Below are 17686 nucleotides of genomic sequence, written 5' to 3' on the forward strand. Positions count from 1 at the left end.
CTCGGGCACGGGCCTGCGGTGTGCCACCAGGCGCCGGACGGGCCGCGCTCGGCAGCGCCGCCGCAGTTGCTGCAAGTGCCTTCCTTGATGCGCCGGTCACTCGACAACGGGGATCACCTCGCAGTTGCAGCCCGGGTGTACCGGGGGGTGGAAGGTGTTGCGCTTGGCGACGAGCTTCTCGCCGTCCGTCTCGCCCTCGACCTCGTCGCCCTTGGCGACGAACGGTGTCTCGATCTCCCGCACGGCGCCGTCGAGCTTCTGGCAGTACGGGCAGTTCTCGGACCCCCGCGCCACCCACTGCACCTTGGTGACGCCGGCCTCTTTCCACGTCTCGCGGGCCGCGGCGTTCGGAAGCTGCGAGGACTCCCACCGCGCGGTCTGCGCCGGGCGTTCTTCCTGCCACTTGGTCAGCCGGTCGACGACCGCCGAGGCGATGTCCTCAGGGGTGCCCTCGGTCGTGTCGACGACGTTGCGCAGCTGGCCGTAGGAGGACGACACCTGATACGCGGCGTGCGACAGGGCGTAGGCCTGGGCCCACACGGACAGGTCCACGTCGTCCTCGTACGCCACCTCCTCGGCGGCCTGCACGGCGATGTCGTCGGCGAACGCAGTCATGAGCGGGACCCACAGCTCGGCGAGCCGCTCCATGATCGGCCCGTCATCGCCGTACAGGACGCGCAGCGCGGCCAGGAACGCGGCCAGCGAGCGCCGTCCCCGCCCGGGCGTGAGGTGCTCCTCGATGAGGGCGCCGACCTCCTTGGCCTCGAGGTCCGCTATCTCCTGGTCGGAGGCCTCGATCTTGGCGCCCCACCGTTCGGCGAGGGTCTCGCGCACCACCGCCCGGCCGGCCATCAGGCGCGCCCATCGCTCGGCCCGCGCGGCAGCCGCGGTCTGCAGTTCGGGGGCCGTCCGGCCGGCGGGCACCATGTTGAGCGGGATCAGGTAGGCGTCCCCGCCCTCGATCGGGTTCATGTTCTCCCGGTCGCGGACGTCGTTCGCCGAGAGCCAGCCCCACTGGCGGCCCACCGCGTAGGCGGCGTAGCGGGCGGCGGTGTCGCCGCGGAGCAGGGAGTCGACGAGGAACTCCGCGTAGTGCCGCTCCCGCTCATCGGGAAGGAGCAGTTGCGTGAGGATGGCCTGCTCCCACCGGACCAGCCACACGTTCAGCGCGCTGCTCACGTAGTCGAGCTGCTGCTGCTCGATGTTGGAGAACGTCGCCCGGTCCAGGTCGCCGACCTTGTGAGGCGGCAGCCGCAGCCACCGCGCCATCTCGGTGACCTGCAGCTTGCGCGTCTCGAGGAACTGAGCGCTGTCGTTGGGCACGCCGACCTGTTGGAAGGTCACGCCCTCCTCGAGGATCGCGACGCGGTGCGCACGGTCGATGCCCTTGTGGATGTTCTCCCAGTCGTCCGCCATCCGGCGCCTCGCCTCGGGGGAGAGGTTGCCCGGGTGGGACAGGGCGCCGCCGGGGGCGGCGCCGTTGGAGAAGACCTTGGCGCCGTGGTGCTCGGTGGCAAGACCGAGGCCGATGGCGTTGGCGGCGAGGTCGACGACGCTGTAGCCCTGCACGCCGTCGAATCCGAGGCCGGCGATGTGCAGGACCTCGTGAGGCAGCAGGACGGTGTGGATGCCGTTGACGTCGTCGTCGTACCGGTAGCGCCGCTCGAACCGTCCGGCCCCGGTGCGCTTCACGCCGATCGTGAGCCGGTCCGGGCGCAGCGGCCAGATCTCCTCGATCACCCCCGTGCGCTGGTTGCTGACGACGTGGGCGACTCCGTTGCCCCACGTGAGGGCGTGACTGGTCAGGACTTCCTTCAGCCACGCGGCCGACATCATGTCGTTGGGCTGGTCGTGCAGCAGGGCGTACAGCGGGTGGCTGGTGGCGCGCTGCTTGCCCCGCGGCTTGAGCCGCTCGTACAGGAACAGCGGCAGTCCGGCCAGGTCCTCGGAGAGCACGCGCACGCCGGCGAAGAACGGGCTGTAGGTGAGCGCGGTGTCCTGGTCGACGCGGATGCCGGCCGAGTTGACCGACCCGCCCCGCATCCAGTCCTCGACCCACTTCTCCGGGGTGGCCAGCCCGGACAGGGCGCTGCGCAGGAATCCCACGGTCAGGCCCCCTTCCGCTGCTCGGCCCGGGCGGCGCGTTCGGAGCTGAGTGCGCCGGCGACGCCGAGGACCAGGAGCGCGAGGCCGGCCGCCGCGAGGCCGAGCCAAGGGGCGAGCAGGCCGAGGCCTGTACCGAGCAGCACGATGCCGAGCAGGGCGAGGACGTCCCACGGGTCCACGGCGGCCTCCTTCGGGGTCAGAGGGCCATGCCCTGGGATTCGTAGATGGACGGGGTGGGCAGGCCTCGCAGGCCTCCGTCGATGGCGAAGAACGCGGCGGGCATGCCGTCGATGCGCTTGCCGGTCTTGTCGCGCGAGGGCTTGACCGGGCGGACGCGGTCGGGGTCGTCCCGGGGCGACTTGCATTCGAGGTTGTCGGCCATCCACCGGGCGACGGGGTTCCCGAAGTGCACGTACTCGCGGGCCTTGAGGCCGCGCATGAACTCGTTCATCGGCGGCGTCATCCGCGTGAACGTCGTGTCCGACTCGACCATCCGCAGACGGGTCCGCTTGGTGATCGCCTGCCGGACCGGTTCACCGCACCACTTGTCGTACGTGGCGTCGATGATCTTGTACAGGTTGTGGTCGGTCTCGATGTCGTCGTAGATCGTGTCGTAGTCGATGGTGTCGCCGTCGGTGAGTGTGACCCAGCCCTCGTCGGCCCACTCGCTGAACTTCCCGTCGGTGAACTTGTCGAGCAGCGGGGCGATGGACTGCGGGGCCCAGAACCGCCACACGATCTCCCCGGTCGGGAAGTACAGGCACCAGGCGGTGAGGTCCAGCTTCGAGGAGAGGTCCAGGCCGCCCCAGCACCGCTGCCCTTCCAGGCGGCCGGCGATCCAGCCGGGGCTGGGGGCGACCTCGCCGGTGTTCATGTCCCACAGGTCCATCGCGATCCAGCGCGACACCTCCGAGACGCGCTGGTTGAGCCGGAACTGCAGGAACGCGTTCAGCGCCTTGCGGTCCCCGAGCGCCTCGGCGGCGTCTTCCCGCAGGGACTGGATCGACAGGAACGTGCCCAACGCGGGGTTCGCCCACCGCCAGTTCGCCTCGTCCGTCCAGTCCAGGGAGACCGGCAGGTCGGGGCGGCCGGGGAAGAGGCGGTGCAGCCGCTCCAGCTCGTCGGGCGTGCGCGGGGTCTTGCGCACGAACGCGAAGTGGTGCGGCGCGCGGGCCGGGTCCTCGAGGACGCGGTCGGCCTCGTCGATGAACTCGGCGCCGAAGGAGTACTGCTGAGACGTCTCGGTGGTGATCGCCAGCATCAGCGGCTGCGTGCGGGCACCGGTGCCCGTACGCATCGCCTGCCACAGGCTGTCGTCGGGCTGGGAGAGGACCTCGTCGAGGATGAAACAATGCGGGCTGTGGCCGAGCTGGTTGTCGGCGTCGGCGGTGATGATCTCGTAATGGCTGCTGGTCTGCTCGTCGATGATCCGACGGGCGGCCTTGATGTGCTCCAGCCGCTGCGCGAGCAGCGGGCTCTTGAGCATCATCTTCTTGCACGGCTCGAAGACCTTGCCGGCCTGCTTGATCGTGGCGGCCGCGCCGTAGACCTCGGCGGACTCCTCGCTGTCCGCGCACAGCATGTACAGCGCGATCCCGGACAGGAGCGCACTCTTGCCGTTCTTGCGGGCCATGACGATCGTGGCGCGCGAGTACCGGCGGACGTACCGGCCCCACTGCTCGGACCACAGGACCTCGCCGAACAGGGGCCGGATGATCTCGTGTTCCTGCCACGGCGCCAACACGAACCGCGTGTTGGCCAGGGCGCCGGCCGGATGGCGCAGCAGCTCGGCGAAGAACGCGACCACGCGGTCGGCACGCGGCTCGCAGTAGTGCGCGCCGCGCCGCTCGCACGTCTTGCCGTCGAGGGTGTACCCGCAGACGTCGCCCCGCCGCGAGGCCGGCCGCCACCGCTTGTGGTGGTTGTACGTCACCGCCCGGGGGCGGCCGCGAGGCCGGGTGGCTGCCTTGCTACGGGCCGGGCGGGTGGTAGTCCCGGCGGTCATGGCACCCCCTCGCTTCGGTCAGGACAGCAGGCGCTCCGCTCCGCCGGGCTTCTCCTGGCCGCCGATGTGCAGCTGCGCGCGGTCGCTCGGGGTCAGGCCGAACCGGGCGCCGTACCGCTGCACCTGCGCGTCGGCGGCGTCGAGCGCCAGGAGCCACGCGTTCTTGCCCATGCGGTGGCCGCTGATGTCGCCGTTCTTGTTGAACACCGGGTGCTCGACGACGGAGCCCTCGGCGGCGACGTGTTCGGCGGCCTCTCTCCTCCTGGCCACGGCGTCGCACCAGTTGGCGAACGCCTCGACGTCCCACAAGGTCAGCACGCCGGTGGTGATCAGCTGGTCGGCGAGCGTGTCCCACACCTCGACGGCGTCCTCGCGGAGCCAGGCCGGCGGGGCGATGTCGCCCTCGGCGGGCTGCGGCTCCTCGGTGTTGATCCGGTCCTTCCGGTCCCCGTGCAGTACCCGCAGCACGGTGGGCTTCGGCGCCGGTCCTCGCCTCCCCATGGCTACCTCCTGTGACGTTCTGTTACGGATGGGCGGCCCGGTACGGCGGATCCCGAAACCTGTCGGGACGTCTCTGGGCTCCCCCCCGCGTTCCGCGGGTCCCCGGGCCAGGGATCTGAGGCCCCCTCCCCCGTGACGATCAGTAGCGAGGGCCGGCGTTCCAGCCTCCGGGCTGGTGCTTCGCCGTCTCGCGGGAGTGGCACGGCGCGCACAGGCCGCGGCCTCGACGGGGGTCATGCTCGTCCAGGCCGCGCTCGGCGAGCTCGCGCTTCGACAGCGGCCAGTGGTCCGCCTGGCTGCTCGCAGCCTTCCTGCACACGACGCACACCGGGTCGCGCTGCAGCACCCCGGCGCGGAACCGCTGCTCGTGCTCGCGCCCGTAGCCCTGCGCCGAGGCGGAAGGCCGGGGCCGGCGCTTGTCGTGAGCGGCGCACTTCGAGGCAGGGGGGGTGGCCATCGCGCCGCAGCCAGGTGTCGTGCAGCGTCGTGGCGCTCGGCTGGGCATCTCAGAGCGTCCTGCGCGTGAGGAGCACCCAGAGGCCGTAGAGGGCGCCACGGATGCGCGGGACGTGCACGACGAGGTTGACGTTCAGCGTGCCGTCCGGGGCCTCGGTGTACGTCGTGGCGTAGCCGGGCCACGTGAGGTGGGTGCGGGCTCCGACCCATCGGGGGATGCCGGGGGCGCGGCCAAGGGTGGTGACCATCAGTGCCTCCTGCAGATCGCGCGTATGTGGTCCTCGATGACGACGAACTGAGCCGCCAGTTCCTCGCTGTTGAGGCGGCCGTCACGGCGCTGGGCGCGCCAGGTGTACCAGGCGTGCTCGTACGCCTCGGTGGTGGCGTAGTCGTTGTGGCGAGGCTCTGACGGCTCAGGGTGCGCGGGGAATGTCAGGGAGAGCACCGCTCACCGCACGGGGATGGACACGGTGATGACGACGGCGTCGTCTCCTGCGGCGAGCTTGTGGCCCTGCTCGTCGCGTGCGTGCAGGGAGACCATGACGCTGTCCGGGCTGATGTCCAGGGACCGCACGTCGTCGGGAGGCAGGCCGAGCGCGTCGCAGATGGTGCGTAGCGCGGCCCGGGGGACGACGTCCGGGACGGTAGGGAGTTGGACGATATGGGCGTCGGGCACGTTGGCCTCCTGGTGGTGTGGTCCGCCGTCCGGACGCTGCGCGCTCACCGGGGCGTGGCCCGGAGGAGGCTCTGTGCCCCATCGCCGGACGGCGGAGTCTCGGGGATGCCGACGAGGCGTAGGGCGCGGGCGCGGGTGGCGGCTTCGGCGCGGGCGACGTCAGCGTGTGCGTAGAGGGGCCGGTCGCGGTCGTCGAGGCCCGCGGGGGTGAGGTGGCCGCGGGCGGCCCAGGAGCGGATGGTGGCGGGGGTGACGGCGGCCGCGCCCCCGGACATGAGGCGGCGCCAGGCGGTGGCGTGTTCGGCGGCCTGGGTGGCGGTGTAGAGGGTGGCCACGGTTCACCTCCCGATGGGTGTGGGGCCGCAGGGGCGCCGGTGTCGTAACGCATCGCGATAGGACTTACGCCGGTATTGGGCTCCCTACCAGGCGCGCGTCAGAGCGGGGCGCCCCTGCGGGGCTGTGGGGTGGGAACGGCGACGGCCCCCGCTGATGTGTGGCGGGGGCCGTCGAGTGTCTGTGGGCACACGTGTGCTGCTGGCATCAGTGTGGCGCTAAGTGACGATCTTGTCCAGCGGGTTGGGTTTCGGGGGCTGGATCCGGGTTGGGGTAGAGGTCGCGGAAGCTGTCGGCCACGACCAGGAGCTCGGTGGCGCGTTGTCGCAGTTCGGCTTCCAGCTGTCGCGCGCGTGTCTCGCCGACGATCAGGTACGGGATGCGTTCGGCGACGACGAGCGCGACAGTGTCGCGCAGCTGCTCCATGGCCGCGAACGCCTGCTCGTTGCGTCGCGCGACAGGCGTCTGCAGGCGTGCGACACGGTCCTGCAGCGTGCGCGACACGGGCTGTTGGGGCTGCTCAGGGGGCTGCGGCAGTGTCGCGAGGTGTCGTCGTACGGCGTCCTTGCCTGCGCCGAGCTCGGCGCCGATGTCGCGCAGGGATGCGCCGCTGTCGCGGAGCTGACGGGCTCTGGCGCTGAGTTCGGGTGTCCAGGTGAAGCGCGGCTGTCGCGGCTGTCTCATGCGGCGGCGCCCTGTGTCTCGGTACCGAGGTACGGGGCGGCGGCCATGAGGATGCCGAGCCGGACGAGTCGCGGGAGTGTCGCGCGGGCGTGGTCGTCGTACTGACTGGGTGTGAGGAGCAGTCCGCAGGCCTCGCAGTGGATGTCCGGCTGCCAGTCGGTGGCGACCAGAGCGAAGGCCTCGCAGTGGGGGCAGGGGGCCGTCTGGGAGTGCCGGCGGGGCTCGGTGCGGGTGATGGCGCGGATGCGGTATACGACGTCGGTCAGCTCGTCGTGCAGGGCGCCGGCGCCGGGTGAGGTGACGATGTGAGGCAGGTAGGCGGTGAGCCAGGCCGACCAGGTCGAGCCGCGGCGGCGGAACGCCCGCACGTCCTCGCGTCCGGTGATCTCGGTGGCGATGGCGTGGGCCCATCCGGCGAGGAGGGTGTCGAGCGGGACGGGTCCGGACTGGTCGCCGGGGTGGCCGGTGACGGTGGCGAGGGTGCCGGCGCCGAGGAGCGTGAGGACGTCGCCGCGGACGGGCAGGGGCGAGTGGGCGCGCCCTCCGCCGGGGCGGCCGTCGGCGGGGGCGGTGTCGAGGCGCAGCGAGGCGGCCAGGAGCGGGCGTTGGGCGTCGATCTCGCGGAGCAGGGCGCGCAGGCGGGTTTCGCAGCCGGGGCAGACGGTGCGGGGTGGTGCACCGGGGTCGTGGTGGCAGATCAGGCAGGCGGTCACAGCCGTGCCTCCAGTTCGGTGATGCGTGTTTCGAGTGCGGCGATGCGTGCCGCGAGGTTGTCCTCGGCGGGCAGCGAGCGGTTGGCGGAGCAGGTGCACCAGGTGAGGAGCCGGGCGGTCTCGGGGGAGCCCTGGTTGGCGGCGGTGCCCATGCACGCGGGCAGGACGTCGTCGTCGAGGTCGGGGCAGCGGTGGCAGTTCGGCGGGCAGCGGTGGCTCATGTGGCATCCCTGGTGTCGGGTGGCCATTCGATACGGGAGTCGGGGTAGCCGCGGAGCAGGTCCTCGATCGACGGTGCGGCGGTGATCAGGCCGTCCTCGGGGTCGTCGACGACCAGGCAGCGGCCGGAGGGGAGCAGGGCGCCGTCGAGGACCTGGCCGTGGCGCACGTGGAGGCGGAAGCCGCGCGGGAACGGGGCTGCGGGGGCGTGCTCCTGGCGTTCGGCGCGGCGGGCGAGGATGGCCGCGACGGCCTCCTCGGCGCTCTTGTGCATGGCGCCGCGCAGGCTGCCGAGGAACCGCAACTCGTCGTCGGTGGTCGGGTCGGCGCCGGGCTGGTCCCATGCCGCGCCGCCGGCTTGCTTCCCGTCGACGAGGTACGGGCCGGCGTGGGGGCCGTCGTGGCTGGTGGGCTCGGTGCAGACGGTCTCGGGGTCGGCGTAGTGCGCGAGGCCGCACGCGGCGGCCTCCTGTCCGGCGGCTTGGCGTCTGGCGTCCCGAGCCCCGGCGATCACCTCCTCGAGGAGGTCCAGCGGGACGCGGACGGGGATGCTGACGCCGTACTCGCCGTGGGACCAGAACTCGACGACCGGGTTGTCGTCGAGGTCGGATCCAGGGCCGAGGATGAGGCGGCGGCCGTAGTGGTCGCGGTACTCGAAGGTCACGGGGTCTCTCCAGTGGCGAGGGCGCTGAGAACCAGGGCGAGGGCGTGGGCGGCCGGGGCGTCGCCCTGCTCGCCGAAGTAGGCGTGCCACTCGTGTGCCACGGCGCGGGCGGCGTCGAGCCTGTCGACGACGCGCCCGAAGTCGGCCGTGGCCTGGGTGTGCAGGGCTTCGGTGTCTGTCACGCGCTGCTGCAGGCGTTCGATCTGGTGGGTGTGGGCGCCGAAGAAGCACGCTTCTGCGGCGGTGGCGTTGTGGAGGAACTGGGCGGCTGCCTCGAGCCGCTGGTGAGGGGTGGCGCGGTTCCAGGACCAGATCCACTGCCCGGGCGTCGGGACAGTGCACTCGTCCGTGTGCGGCTCCTCGCCCTGGTGGAGGGTGGCGAGGGCGGCCTCGGCGGCGGTGGGTTCCTGGGGCGCGGGCTGGGTGGCCAGCCACCAGCGCATCCCGGTGTGGTCCGCGTGGCTGCCGGAGTGCCCGGGGCGCAGGACGCACTCGGTCGGCCGGCCGATGACGGGATCGGGCTGGTGGCCGCAGTGCTCGGCGGGGCGCGGCTGGGTCACAGGAGTTCTCCCACGGGGGACTATGTCGATGGGGCGGTGTTCGGGTTCGGAGTCCATACAGGGGCAGGTGTTGGAGTCGTCGTCCCAGGCGCAGGGGGCGTCGGGGTCGTCGAGGCAGGCGGGCCTCATCGGGCGTCCCTTCGGGCCTTGAGGTAGGCCTTGAACCAGGCGACGGTGAGCCGGTCGCCGGGTGTGAGTCGGGCGTGTGGGTTGTTGCCGCAGCGCGGGCCCTTGGGCGGCTGCTCGGCCGTGGGCGGCGGTACGGGCGCGGCCGGCCTTACGGCGACCGGGGGCTTCCTGCAAGCGGGGCAGTAGTCGCCGGCCGTGCCGCAATCCCATCCGGCGTTGTCGTTGAGGTCCCTGCGGGCGACGCCCTGGCGCTCCAGCTCGGTCATGCCGGTGTGGACGATGTAGACCGCGAGGGCGGTGGTGCTGCAGGTGTGGCAGTAGATGCCGAACTGGCTGTCGTACACCTCTTCACCGGGCGGTACGACGAGGGGACCGGAGGGCTGGGGCATGGCTTTCTCCAGGGGACGGGCCAGTGGCTGAATCCGAAGGGGACGGAGGCGATGAGGACGACGAGGACGGTGTAGATGGCGGTGTCCACGGCGGTCAGTGCGTCTCGGGGCAGACCTGGCGGTGCAGGTGGGCGGTGTAGGCGAGGAGCGTGACGACGGAGTTGCTGAAGTCGGCCTGGCCGGCGTCGAGGGCGGCCAGGAACAGGGCTTGGGCGCTGTCGGGGTCCTCGTTGGCGTAGGCGGCGACGAACCGGACGGCGAACGCGTTGTGGGGGTGCTCGGCGAGCGAGCCGGGCACGGCCTCCTGGATGGCCCAGAACCCGCCGCAGTGACTGGGGCGGTGGCCGCCGTGGAGGATGTGCAGGGCCTGGGTGCCGGCCGCGGCGAAGATGCTGCAGGCGTCGAAGAGCGGGGACGGGTCGCCGTCTGCGCCGAGTGCTTCGAGGCAGTCGAGGGCGTGGTCGGAGTTGTGGTTGATCGCGGCGCGCAGGGCGTCGTTGGCCAGGCGGATCTGTTCGTCGGTGTCCATGGGCGTGCCTCCTGGGGTCGGGTGGGTGAGCGGCTGGTGGCGGCGGGGGTGTTCAGGCGGCGGTCTGCTGCTCGCCGACGAGCGGGAGCAGACGCTGCTGGTAGCCGATGGCGACGGCCTGGGGGCGGCAGGGGCCGAAGGCGTCGGAGCGGCTGACGCCGAGGGCGGTGTAGAGGCGGCGGATGTGGGTTCGGAGCGTGTTGGTGCTGATGCCGAGCTGTGAGGCGATCTGCTGGTCGCTCAGACCGTCCGCCAGGAGCGTGAGGATGGCGTGCTGGCGGGGGGAGAGACGCACGGTCGTACGGGGCTCGGGCGGAAGGCTCGCCATCCACCCGGCCCGGTAGGCGACCGCGACCGCGTGGGCGGCACTCCGGGCACCGATGCGCGTCTTGAGGGCCTCGACGCGGTTCTTGACGGTGGCGTACGGGGTGAGGGTGTCGGTGGCGATCTCGCCGAGGCTCCTGCCGCGGGCGAGGCCGGCCAGGATCGGCAGGTCGTAGTCCCACAGGAGCGCGCCTGCGTGCCGCGGGCAGCGGGTGAGCCGCCACCCGGCCTGGGAGAGGGCGTCGTAGGTGGCCTGGACGAGGTCGGCGGCCTCCGCCCGGGTCAGCCGGCTGCCGTTCGTGGCGCGGGTGGCGAGGAGTTGGTCAGCGACCACCTCGGGCGCGGGTGGGGCGGCGGGCCTCACCGCTGCCACCCCTGCCAGCGTGCGGCCCGCACGCCGGCGCGCTGCCGGGTCTGCGCCTGGCGGCGGGGGACGGGGCGGGTGCAGGTGGCGGCGTGGGGCATGGCGCGCCACTCGAGGTGTTCCAGAGCGGGGCGTTCGGTGGTCAGGCCGCGTGAGCGGAGCCGGCCGGTGCCGTCGGCGTAGACGGCGAGGTTGCCGGCCTCGTCGGGGTCGGCGTTGACGGCCTGGCGGCGGCCGGTGGCGGTGACGGTCCACCGGATCCGTCCGCCGCAGCCGGAGCAGCTGCTGACGTCGTGGTCGCTGGGCACAGGGTGGCTCCTCTCAGGTGCCGGTGCGGGGGCTGTTGGGGTCGCCCAGGCGGGCGAGGACGGGCCAGACGCGGTTCGGGCCGTAGAGGGTCATGGCGGCGCCCGAGCCGAGGGTGTGGATGGCGTGGCGGATGTCGTCGTCGGTGGGCTCAGACCGGGCCCGGGCCGCCTGGACGGGCTGCTGCGCCTCGTCCGCCCGCTGCGCCTGGACCTCGTCCACGGTCGGCGGGGTCTGGACCGACAGCAGGAGCGCCCGCTGCCCCTGGCAGGTGCCGCTTTTCGTTCTGGCCTTGGCCGTGCCGGGCGGGCGGCCGCCGGACTGCGGCGGAACGAGCCGGGGTGGCGGCGGCGCCGTGGCCGGGGTGGCGGTGTCCGGCCACTGTCCCGACGCGTGCGTGCGCGCGTCCTCAGGCTGAGGTCCTACATCAGCCACCTCATGGGGTAGTACATGGGTAATACCTGGGTGGTCGGGGGACTGTCCCCCGAGGTCGAGGGGGGACTGTCCCCCGACCCCCCTCGGGGGACTGTCCCCCGAGGTCCCCGCGCCCGGGGTCGGGGGACTGTCCCCCGAGGTTCCGGGGTCAGGGGTGGGGGGACAGTCCCCCGAGGTCTGGGCGGTGGCGGCGGCCTCGCGGGCGGCCTTGCGTGCAGCCTTGGCGGCGCGCTGCTCCTTCTTCAGCTGAGCGGCCACCCAGACCTTCCCGGCGGCGGCGTTCCAGTCGGGGGACGGGCACAGGACGATGGCGTACATGACGGCCCGTCCGCGATTGCCGCCGGTGCCGTGGCCGTCGTCGACGATGGCGACGACGCCGGCGGCGATCGCGGCCTCGAGGTAGTCGCGGACGTCCTTCTGTTCGCTGCGGCAGGCCTTGGCGATCTGGGCGATCGTGATGGCCTTCCCGTCGCGTTCGTAGCGCAGCCGTCCGTCGGCCGAGGCCATGGCGCGCAGGGCGTAGAGGAGGGTGAGGAAGCCGCCGACCAGGGGGCGGGGGAGTTCGGGGGCCCAGCGGCGTGCGAGCGCGTTGCCGTAGGCGTGAGGCACGCTGCTGCCCGGTTGCGGGCGCTGCTCGTCGTCCACGGGGTGCCTCTCTGTTCGGTGGAGATGGGGCCCGGAGTGGGGCCGGTTCGGGTTCGTACGGCAGCCCAGGAATCCGTCCGGGCCCCTGGGCTGCCGACAGGGGCCTCAGGCCGGTCGGGCCGGGCGGGTCTTGATCAGGCGGGGCATGAGCGCGCCGGGGATCGTGAGCTCCACCGCGGCCGTGTCCCAGCGCTCACGCCGGGTGGTGCGCCGGATCCAGCCGCGGGACTCGAGGGCCTTCAGTGACACGAGGGTCTGGCCCTGGTTCAGGGCGGCCTCGGTGACCAGGCCGGCCAGGCGCGGCTGCTGGTCGTCGAGGATGTGGCCGGTGGCCCAGTCGGCGTGCGAGGCCAGGGTGAGGCCGACGAGCTTGGCGTTGCGGTGCAGCTGCGAGCCGATGACGCCGCGCTCCCACAGGGCCCGGTAGGGCTCGTCGGTGGCCGGGTCGTGCGGGGCGGGGGCGATCAGGCTGCGGGAGAGGTGGATACGGGCGACGTCGCCCGGGGTCGGGATGCTCATGACGGGGGCTGCTCCTGTCCGTTCAGGGGTCGGTGGGGGGCGGGGTCAGCAGTCGCAGTTGTCGGCCTTCTGCAGGCAGTCCCAGCAGCGGGGGCAGTCGCATCCGCAGGCGCAGTCGGCGTGCTCGGAGCTGGTGCCGGTGCAGTAGCAGCTGGACTCACCGCACGGCATGCGCTCCTCGTCCTCGTCGGCGGTGGCGTCGGTGGTGGTCTCGGTGGGCGTGTGGTCAGCCACGGGTGAGCTCCTGGGTGTCGGTGTCGGGTTCGGGTTCGGGGGGTCGGTGGATGGGCCAGCCCGGGCCGGGCGGCGACTCGGGGCGTCCGGCCCGGGCGGCCGGGGTGTGGCGGTCGCAGCACCAGCCGCAGGGGTAGAGGCGGGCCCGCTGCAGGCCGTGCGGGCCGAGGTGGTCGCACGGCCGGGGCCGTACGCGGCGGGTCACGGCCGAGGCCGTACGGTGCCGCAGGCGTCGCAGCGGAACAGGCCGTCGACGGTGGGGTGGTGGATCGTGGCCAGGTGGCCGCAGCGCGGGGTGTGACACGCGATCCACACCCGGCCGTCACGGACGGGCCCGGGCGGGGCCGCGGCCGCCGGGGCCGGGGTGCGGCGCAGCAGGGTGCCGAGCCCCCGCCCCGTGGCGACCAGGGCGCAGCAGACGATCACGGCCACGGTCAGCGCGCCGACGAGGACCAGGGCGAGGACGGCGAGGGGGAGTGCGTCAGCCACGGCGGTCCCCGATCGCCCGGATCTCCGCCAGCGCGCGCCCGTAGGCGGCGCAGGCACCGGCGCAGTACCAGCGGCTGGGCTCCCGCGACCCGGGCCACACGACGGCCACCATGCTGGCGGCGGGCTGCGGGACCTCGAGGAGCTCGCCGCAGCCCGCGACCGTGCAGTCCCGGCCGGTCGGCGGGGGCTTGGGCACGGTCGGCTCGCCGACGCGGCCCTTGTTCCACGTCTGCTGGGCGGGCGTCGCCGCCTTCCGGGCGGCGCGCTTGGCGGCGCGGTCGCGGTTGAACTCCGCACGGCATTCGTCGCACAGCGTGATGCCCCGGTTCTTGTGCTGGGCGTAGCCGCGGAGCGAGCCGTGATCGATCGGCTTGCGGGGCAGGGCAGTCTTCACTCGTCTGCCTCCTTGTCGACCTCGGTCAGGACGGCGAGCGGGGTGACCTCGTACCAGGTGGACTCCGGCACGTCGTCGCCCGGGTCGCTGAGGAAGACGTTCGCCATGTCCTGCTTGGCCGCCTCGTCCTGCTCGTCGGGCGGGCAGGCAGCCCAGGCCAGGGCGGGCGCGGCGTACTTGTCGCGAGCGTGAAGCTGGCAGTGCGCGCGGGCTGCCTCACGGGTCGTGTAGTGCCCGAGGGTCACCCACTCGTTCGCGGCCCGGTACATAGTCATCGGGCCCGTGGCCGGGGCGGCCTGGCCGGCCTTCGGGACGAGTCCGGCGAGCGCGGTGGCCAGGGCGAGGACGGCGTGAGCCTGCGCCATGCCGCAAGCCTTGGCCACGCGGGCCTCGTTGCTGGTCCCACGCGCGGTCTCGAGGTGCTGCTCGGCCTCGCGGAAGTGATCGGTCATCGGTACATCTCGCTCTCGTACTCGTACTGGTCGCTGTACTCGGCCTCGCGTTCCTCGCAGCCGTCGCAGCCGCAGTTGGTCCACGAGCCGTCGATCAGCTCGGCGTGGCAGTCGTCCTCGTCGCCCGGCTCGGCGGTGTCGACGGGCTGGCCGTTCTCGTCGAGGGCGGGCCGGTAGCGGGCCGGCGTGGACACCGTGGAGCCGTCCTGGCTGCAGGCGGGGTGCAGGCAGCGGGTCGACGTGCTGCCGTACGGGCGCCACCACTTGCCGTCGCAGGCCGGGCAGGTCATGAGGTCCTGGGTGTGGATGTCGTCGGGGCAGCCGCAGGCGCCGCGGTGCCCGCCGCACTTGAGGTTGGTGCAGAAGTCGTCAGCGTGGGTGGCCATCAGGGGCGCTCCTGGTGCCACTCGACGGCCATGTAGCGGGAGCCGTCGCGGGTGGCGGTCGTGGTGACGTGGACGTTGATCTCGCAGGGCATGACCCGGCCGGGGACGTGGGCGACCTCGAGGTACTCGGTGCCGCGCGGGACCTCGGCCGACCAGTCGTCGGGGAGCCAGCCGCCGACCTGCCGGAAGCGGCGCCCGTAGTGGTCTGCGGGCAGGTCCCGCACGGCCGGGTCGAGGAGCGGCACCGGGCCGTGGACGGCGAACCGCAGCTCGGCGCGCGGGCCGGGGGTGGACTCGCCGCGCGGTGCGGTGTCCTTCCCCCGTGCCAGCTCGGCGAGCAGCTGCTCGCGCTCGGCCAGGAGGTCCGCCACGTCCCGGGTGAGCTGCTCGGAGGTGCGGTAGGCGTACTGGCCGTCGCGGATCTCGGCGAGCCGCCCGGGCGCCAGGGGGAACGTCATCGGCGCTCACCCCTCGGGCGGGGCAGCGGCACACGGCTGAAGTAGTCCCGGGTCGGGCGCATGGCCGGATGCGTGACCGGCAGGACGCGGCGGGCCGTCCGCTCGGCGGCGGCCTGGTCGCGGGCGGCCGAGCGGGTCAGGGCGTAGCGCAGGGCGAGGATGCCGACCACCCACGCGAGGGCGCAGAAGCCAATGATGATCATCGGGTGGCCTCCGCCGAGCCGTCGAGGACGGGGGTGAGGCGCTGGCCGGGCTCGACGAGGTCGGCCTCCGTGGCGCGCGCCCAGCGCGGGCACGCCTCGGGGTCGACGCCGTCCAGGACGAACAGCTGCTCGCCGGCCTCGTTGCGGCCGGCCTGCCGGAACATCTTTCCGGCGGGGGTGAGGTAGAGGGTGGCGGGGGCGGGGGGTTGAGAAACGTGGGTGGTCAACGGTTCCTCATCTCGTACAAGGGGGGTGCTGGGTGCTGGGGCCGTACGGGCCGTCGCGCGGTCCGTACGGCCAGGGGCGCTAGGCGCCGGGAGTACCGGGCTGCGTGCTGGGGGTGTCCGGGGCGGCGGCGCGCTGACCCGCGAGGAGCTCGCGGAGGGCGGGGACATGCGGCCTGACCGCCGGCTCACTGCGGGGCGCGAGGGCCGCGTACGCCCGGTCGAGGGGGTCGACCAGGTGCCGCTGCTCCGCGAGCTCACCGGCGGACGGCCCGGGCGGGGAGTCCGGCTCGACGGGCAGCTCGTACTCCCTCTCCCCGACGTACAGGAAGCGGTAGAGGGCCTGCTGCAGGTCGAGGAAGTCCCCGCCGTTGGTGATGGACGGGTAGCCGCGGGCCTTCAGGACGGCGGCCACGTCCAGCGTCAGACCGAAGGTGAACCGGGCGTCGTCCTCCGGCAGCGGCTGGATCGGGTAGAGACGCTCGCTCATGCCGCACGCTCCGAAGAGGACGCCAGGCGCTCGAGGAAGGTGACGACGTCGTCGCCCGACAGGTCCGGCTCGCTGCCCCAGCCGTCGACGAGTTCCTCGAGGGCGATGATGTCGCCGTACGGGTGCGCCGGCCGCAGGGCGACGGCCACGAGAGCGATCACGTTGTCCGCGAGGAGCGATTCCGCGTGCGGGTCGCCGCCGGCCGCGTACTTGATCGCACCGACCACGCTCATGGGGCGCATGGAGAACGGGACGTGCAGATCACGCTCGGCCGGGACGCAACCGCCCTCCTTGTAGAGCCCGTTCGTGAACACGGCGCAGGCCGCGCCGAGGAGCACGGACGTGATGGTCGGCGGCTGGGAGGGGGCGAGACGGACGAGCGTCGTACGGCGCTCTCCGCTCGGGAGGTTCGTCGGTAGGGTGATGTCCACGGGGTTCCTCGTTTCGAGTTGTGAGGGATTCCGAGGGGTCGCAGCGGACCGGCCAGGGTCTGAGGCGGCCCCGTTTTCATGCCGTCAGTCGGCGAGTTCAGGAGATGCGAGCGCCCTTGGGCCGGATCTGGGCGAGCGACCGAGGGGCGATGCCTTCGGCAGCCGCACGGGGCCGGACCCGGTGCATGTCCTTGATTGCGGCGAGCTCGTCGTCGTCGAATGCGACTGACGCGCCGATCTTCTGGTGGGGGAGCCGGGCGAGGTTGTCCTCGAGGAACCGCGGCTTGCAGCGGAGGATGTCCGCCGCCTCGTCGATCGAGTAGTTGCGCGTAACGCTCACTTCGCACCCCCGTCCGCGGACAGCTCTACGTCCTCGGCCTGCAGGACCTCTTTCATCCCTGCGTAGACCTTGGGCGAGGGCTGGTGACGCCCGCTTTCGATCTTGTAGATCATCCACTTGGAGCAGCCGGCGGCCTGCGCGACGGCGACGACGGACAGGCCGCGTCCCTCACGTAGGCGCCGGACCCGTCGGCCGTCGACCTTGAGGCTCAGCATGTGCTCCAAGATACTCCAACGTTGGAGTTCGTCAACCCAATGAACGACGATATTGGTCAACGTTGGGGCGACCTCCTGGCGCTGGCCGCCCTTACGGAACCTGGGACTCAGGACGTGTTGGAGTCGTGAAGACGTGGGGCAACCTTGGAGTGCATTGGAGTGCCGCTGTACTCTCGGCCCTATGACGTCTGACGAGGGGCTCATCCGGCTGGGCCAGCTGGTCGAGGGGCGCATCAAGGAGCTTGGGCTGCAGTACACCGACGTGACGAAGCGCGCCGGCTTCTCCGACGAGACCCTGAGCAAGATCAGGAAGGGCGTGCGGGTGGGTAGGGTCACCTACCGCAGGCTGGAGATCGCCATCGGCTGGGGTGCCGACAGCTGTGACGCCGTACGAGGCGGCGGCGAACCCGTGTTGGTCGATCCGGCGGCACCGCCAGTCCCGTCCGCCTCGGCGTCCACCATGGTCGAGGGCTCCGTGGACCCTCAGGCCGCGGCCATCCTGACGATCCTCGAGGGGCTCCCTGAGCGCGTACAGAGGGAAGTGCTCCGTCGCCTCGGCGAGCGCATCCCGCCGAGCGCGCACTCATAGGCGAGGCAGCCATGGTTCCGTTCCAGCCGCGAGGCGACGTGCCGCAGGGCTGCGCCCGTGCGACCGCGTGGCCTGCGGTGTTCCCACGGGAACACCGCAGAGGGAGCGGACGGGAAGTTACGACCCGTAACGAGGATGCGCGGGGAGAAACGCCCAGCTCGCGACGTTATCCCAGGTCAGAGGCCCGTTCGGAACAGGTTCGAGTCCGGTTCCGGGCACAGCTC

34 protein-coding genes are annotated in these 17686 nt (G+C 72.4%); 1 reads left to right on the top strand and 33 read right to left on the bottom strand.

Annotated elements, in window-relative coordinates; all coding sequences use genetic code 11:
• Positions 1-96 precede the first annotated feature (96 nt).
• The 33 genes from ACFUJR_RS27770 to ACFUJR_RS27930 all read right to left on the bottom strand — a co-directional run bounded on the left by ACFUJR_RS27770 (position 97) and on the right by ACFUJR_RS27930 (position 16873).
• Positions 97-2106: a phage portal protein gene (locus tag ACFUJR_RS27770; RefSeq protein ID WP_383168589.1), complete on the bottom strand. Its 2010-nt coding sequence runs from the start codon at positions 2104-2106 to the stop codon at positions 97-99.
• A 2-nt stretch (positions 2107-2108) separates the two neighbouring features.
• A complete protein-coding gene (locus ACFUJR_RS27775; RefSeq protein WP_383168592.1) occupies positions 2109-2285 on the bottom strand; it encodes a hypothetical protein in 177 nt (58 codons plus the stop codon).
• A 17-nt stretch (positions 2286-2302) separates the two neighbouring features.
• Positions 2303-4111, bottom strand: coding sequence for a terminase large subunit (locus ACFUJR_RS27780; RefSeq protein WP_383168595.1), 1809 nt, complete (start codon positions 4109-4111; stop codon positions 2303-2305).
• Between the two features lie 18 nt (positions 4112-4129).
• Positions 4130-4612: a phage terminase small subunit P27 family gene (locus tag ACFUJR_RS27785; protein ID WP_383168598.1), complete on the bottom strand. Its 483-nt coding sequence runs from the start codon at positions 4610-4612 to the stop codon at positions 4130-4132.
• A gap of 139 nt (positions 4613-4751) precedes the next feature.
• Complete coding sequence (locus ACFUJR_RS27790) at positions 4752-5069, bottom strand: holin (RefSeq protein ID WP_383168601.1); 318 nt, start codon at positions 5067-5069, stop codon at positions 4752-4754.
• 49 nt (positions 5070-5118) lie between these two features.
• A complete protein-coding gene (locus tag ACFUJR_RS27795) occupies positions 5119-5316 on the bottom strand; it encodes a hypothetical protein (RefSeq protein WP_383168604.1) in 198 nt (65 codons plus the stop codon).
• Positions 5316-5513 carry a hypothetical protein gene (locus tag ACFUJR_RS27800; protein ID WP_383168607.1) on the bottom strand — a complete coding sequence of 66 codons (198 nt, stop codon included), beginning with the start codon at positions 5511-5513 and terminating at the stop codon, positions 5316-5318. The genes ACFUJR_RS27795 and ACFUJR_RS27800 overlap by 1 nt, the downstream gene beginning before the upstream one ends.
• A 3-nt stretch (positions 5514-5516) precedes the next feature.
• A complete protein-coding gene (locus ACFUJR_RS27805) occupies positions 5517-5744 on the bottom strand; it encodes a hypothetical protein (protein WP_383168610.1) in 228 nt (75 codons plus the stop codon).
• 44 nt (positions 5745-5788) lie between these two features.
• Positions 5789-6079 (bottom strand): MerR family transcriptional regulator, encoded by a 291-nt coding sequence (locus tag ACFUJR_RS27810; protein ID WP_383168613.1) that lies wholly within the window; start codon positions 6077-6079, stop codon positions 5789-5791.
• Positions 6080-6284: 205 nt separating this feature from the next.
• Entirely contained in the window at positions 6285-6761 is a 477-nt protein-coding gene (locus ACFUJR_RS27815) for a hypothetical protein (protein ID WP_383168616.1), read from the bottom strand.
• Positions 6758-7474, bottom strand: coding sequence for a hypothetical protein (locus ACFUJR_RS27820; protein WP_383168619.1), 717 nt, complete (start codon positions 7472-7474; stop codon positions 6758-6760). Before ACFUJR_RS27820 ends, ACFUJR_RS27815 begins: the two co-directional genes overlap by 4 nt.
• The gene (locus tag ACFUJR_RS27825; protein ID WP_383168622.1) at positions 7471-7695 is read right to left on the bottom strand and encodes a hypothetical protein; all 225 of its coding nucleotides are present in this window, start codon (positions 7693-7695) and stop codon (positions 7471-7473) included. The genes ACFUJR_RS27820 and ACFUJR_RS27825 overlap by 4 nt, the downstream gene beginning before the upstream one ends.
• Positions 7692-8357 (bottom strand): hypothetical protein, encoded by a 666-nt coding sequence (locus ACFUJR_RS27830; RefSeq protein ID WP_383168625.1) that lies wholly within the window; start codon positions 8355-8357, stop codon positions 7692-7694. Before ACFUJR_RS27830 ends, ACFUJR_RS27825 begins: the two co-directional genes overlap by 4 nt.
• Positions 8354-8917 (bottom strand): hypothetical protein, encoded by a 564-nt coding sequence (locus ACFUJR_RS27835; RefSeq protein WP_383450833.1) that lies wholly within the window; start codon positions 8915-8917, stop codon positions 8354-8356. Before ACFUJR_RS27835 ends, ACFUJR_RS27830 begins: the two co-directional genes overlap by 4 nt.
• 125 nt (positions 8918-9042) lie before the next feature.
• The gene (locus tag ACFUJR_RS27840) at positions 9043-9435 is read right to left on the bottom strand and encodes a hypothetical protein (protein WP_383168631.1); all 393 of its coding nucleotides are present in this window, start codon (positions 9433-9435) and stop codon (positions 9043-9045) included.
• 94 nt (positions 9436-9529) lie between these two features.
• A complete protein-coding gene (locus ACFUJR_RS27845; protein WP_383168634.1) occupies positions 9530-9964 on the bottom strand; it encodes a hypothetical protein in 435 nt (144 codons plus the stop codon).
• A 52-nt stretch (positions 9965-10016) separates the two neighbouring features.
• Positions 10017-10661, bottom strand: coding sequence for a LuxR C-terminal-related transcriptional regulator (locus tag ACFUJR_RS27850; protein WP_383168637.1), 645 nt, complete (start codon positions 10659-10661; stop codon positions 10017-10019).
• Positions 10649-10960 carry a hypothetical protein gene (locus ACFUJR_RS27855; protein ID WP_383168640.1) on the bottom strand — a complete coding sequence of 104 codons (312 nt, stop codon included), beginning with the start codon at positions 10958-10960 and terminating at the stop codon, positions 10649-10651. The genes ACFUJR_RS27850 and ACFUJR_RS27855 overlap by 13 nt, the downstream gene beginning before the upstream one ends.
• A 13-nt stretch (positions 10961-10973) precedes the next feature.
• A complete protein-coding gene (locus ACFUJR_RS27860; RefSeq protein WP_383168643.1) occupies positions 10974-12038 on the bottom strand; it encodes a hypothetical protein in 1065 nt (354 codons plus the stop codon).
• Between the two features lie 105 nt (positions 12039-12143).
• Positions 12144-12557, bottom strand: coding sequence for a hypothetical protein (locus ACFUJR_RS27865; RefSeq protein WP_383168646.1), 414 nt, complete (start codon positions 12555-12557; stop codon positions 12144-12146).
• A 45-nt stretch (positions 12558-12602) separates the two neighbouring features.
• Positions 12603-12791, bottom strand: a complete 189-nt coding sequence (locus ACFUJR_RS27870; protein ID WP_383168649.1) for a hypothetical protein — start codon at positions 12789-12791, stop codon at positions 12603-12605.
• Positions 12784-12996: a hypothetical protein gene (locus tag ACFUJR_RS27875; protein ID WP_383168652.1), complete on the bottom strand. Its 213-nt coding sequence runs from the start codon at positions 12994-12996 to the stop codon at positions 12784-12786. Before ACFUJR_RS27875 ends, ACFUJR_RS27870 begins: the two co-directional genes overlap by 8 nt.
• Positions 12993-13280: a hypothetical protein gene (locus ACFUJR_RS27880; RefSeq protein WP_383168655.1), complete on the bottom strand. Its 288-nt coding sequence runs from the start codon at positions 13278-13280 to the stop codon at positions 12993-12995. The genes ACFUJR_RS27875 and ACFUJR_RS27880 overlap by 4 nt, the downstream gene beginning before the upstream one ends.
• Positions 13273-13674 (bottom strand): hypothetical protein, encoded by a 402-nt coding sequence (locus ACFUJR_RS27885; RefSeq protein ID WP_383168658.1) that lies wholly within the window; start codon positions 13672-13674, stop codon positions 13273-13275. Before ACFUJR_RS27885 ends, ACFUJR_RS27880 begins: the two co-directional genes overlap by 8 nt.
• Complete coding sequence (locus ACFUJR_RS27890) at positions 13671-14126, bottom strand: hypothetical protein (protein ID WP_383168661.1); 456 nt, start codon at positions 14124-14126, stop codon at positions 13671-13673. Before ACFUJR_RS27890 ends, ACFUJR_RS27885 begins: the two co-directional genes overlap by 4 nt.
• Entirely contained in the window at positions 14123-14512 is a 390-nt protein-coding gene (locus tag ACFUJR_RS27895; RefSeq protein WP_383168664.1) for a hypothetical protein, read from the bottom strand. The genes ACFUJR_RS27890 and ACFUJR_RS27895 overlap by 4 nt, the downstream gene beginning before the upstream one ends.
• Entirely contained in the window at positions 14512-14970 is a 459-nt protein-coding gene (locus ACFUJR_RS27900; protein ID WP_383168667.1) for a hypothetical protein, read from the bottom strand. Before ACFUJR_RS27900 ends, ACFUJR_RS27895 begins: the two co-directional genes overlap by 1 nt.
• A complete protein-coding gene (locus ACFUJR_RS27905) occupies positions 14967-15173 on the bottom strand; it encodes a hypothetical protein (RefSeq protein ID WP_383168670.1) in 207 nt (68 codons plus the stop codon). The genes ACFUJR_RS27900 and ACFUJR_RS27905 overlap by 4 nt, the downstream gene beginning before the upstream one ends.
• Entirely contained in the window at positions 15170-15400 is a 231-nt protein-coding gene (locus ACFUJR_RS27910; protein WP_383168673.1) for a hypothetical protein, read from the bottom strand. Before ACFUJR_RS27910 ends, ACFUJR_RS27905 begins: the two co-directional genes overlap by 4 nt.
• Positions 15401-15479: 79 nt before the next feature.
• Complete coding sequence (locus tag ACFUJR_RS27915; protein ID WP_383168676.1) at positions 15480-15887, bottom strand: hypothetical protein; 408 nt, start codon at positions 15885-15887, stop codon at positions 15480-15482.
• A complete protein-coding gene (locus tag ACFUJR_RS27920; RefSeq protein ID WP_383168679.1) occupies positions 15884-16318 on the bottom strand; it encodes a hypothetical protein in 435 nt (144 codons plus the stop codon). The genes ACFUJR_RS27915 and ACFUJR_RS27920 overlap by 4 nt, the downstream gene beginning before the upstream one ends.
• Positions 16319-16415: 97 nt before the next feature.
• Positions 16416-16658 carry a hypothetical protein gene (locus ACFUJR_RS27925; RefSeq protein ID WP_383168682.1) on the bottom strand — a complete coding sequence of 81 codons (243 nt, stop codon included), beginning with the start codon at positions 16656-16658 and terminating at the stop codon, positions 16416-16418.
• Positions 16655-16873, bottom strand: coding sequence for a helix-turn-helix domain-containing protein (locus ACFUJR_RS27930; RefSeq protein ID WP_383168686.1), 219 nt, complete (start codon positions 16871-16873; stop codon positions 16655-16657). Before ACFUJR_RS27930 ends, ACFUJR_RS27925 begins: the two co-directional genes overlap by 4 nt.
• Positions 16874-17054: 181 nt before the next feature.
• Between ACFUJR_RS27930 and ACFUJR_RS27935 the strand changes: the two genes are divergently transcribed.
• The gene (locus tag ACFUJR_RS27935) at positions 17055-17462 is read left to right on the top strand and encodes a hypothetical protein (protein ID WP_383168688.1); all 408 of its coding nucleotides are present in this window, start codon (positions 17055-17057) and stop codon (positions 17460-17462) included.
• Positions 17463-17686: the final 224 nt, after the last annotated feature.

The sequence above is a fragment of the Streptomyces sp. NPDC057271 genome (genome assembly GCF_042668715.1).
Lineage (GTDB): Bacteria > Actinomycetota > Actinomycetes > Streptomycetales > Streptomycetaceae > Streptomyces.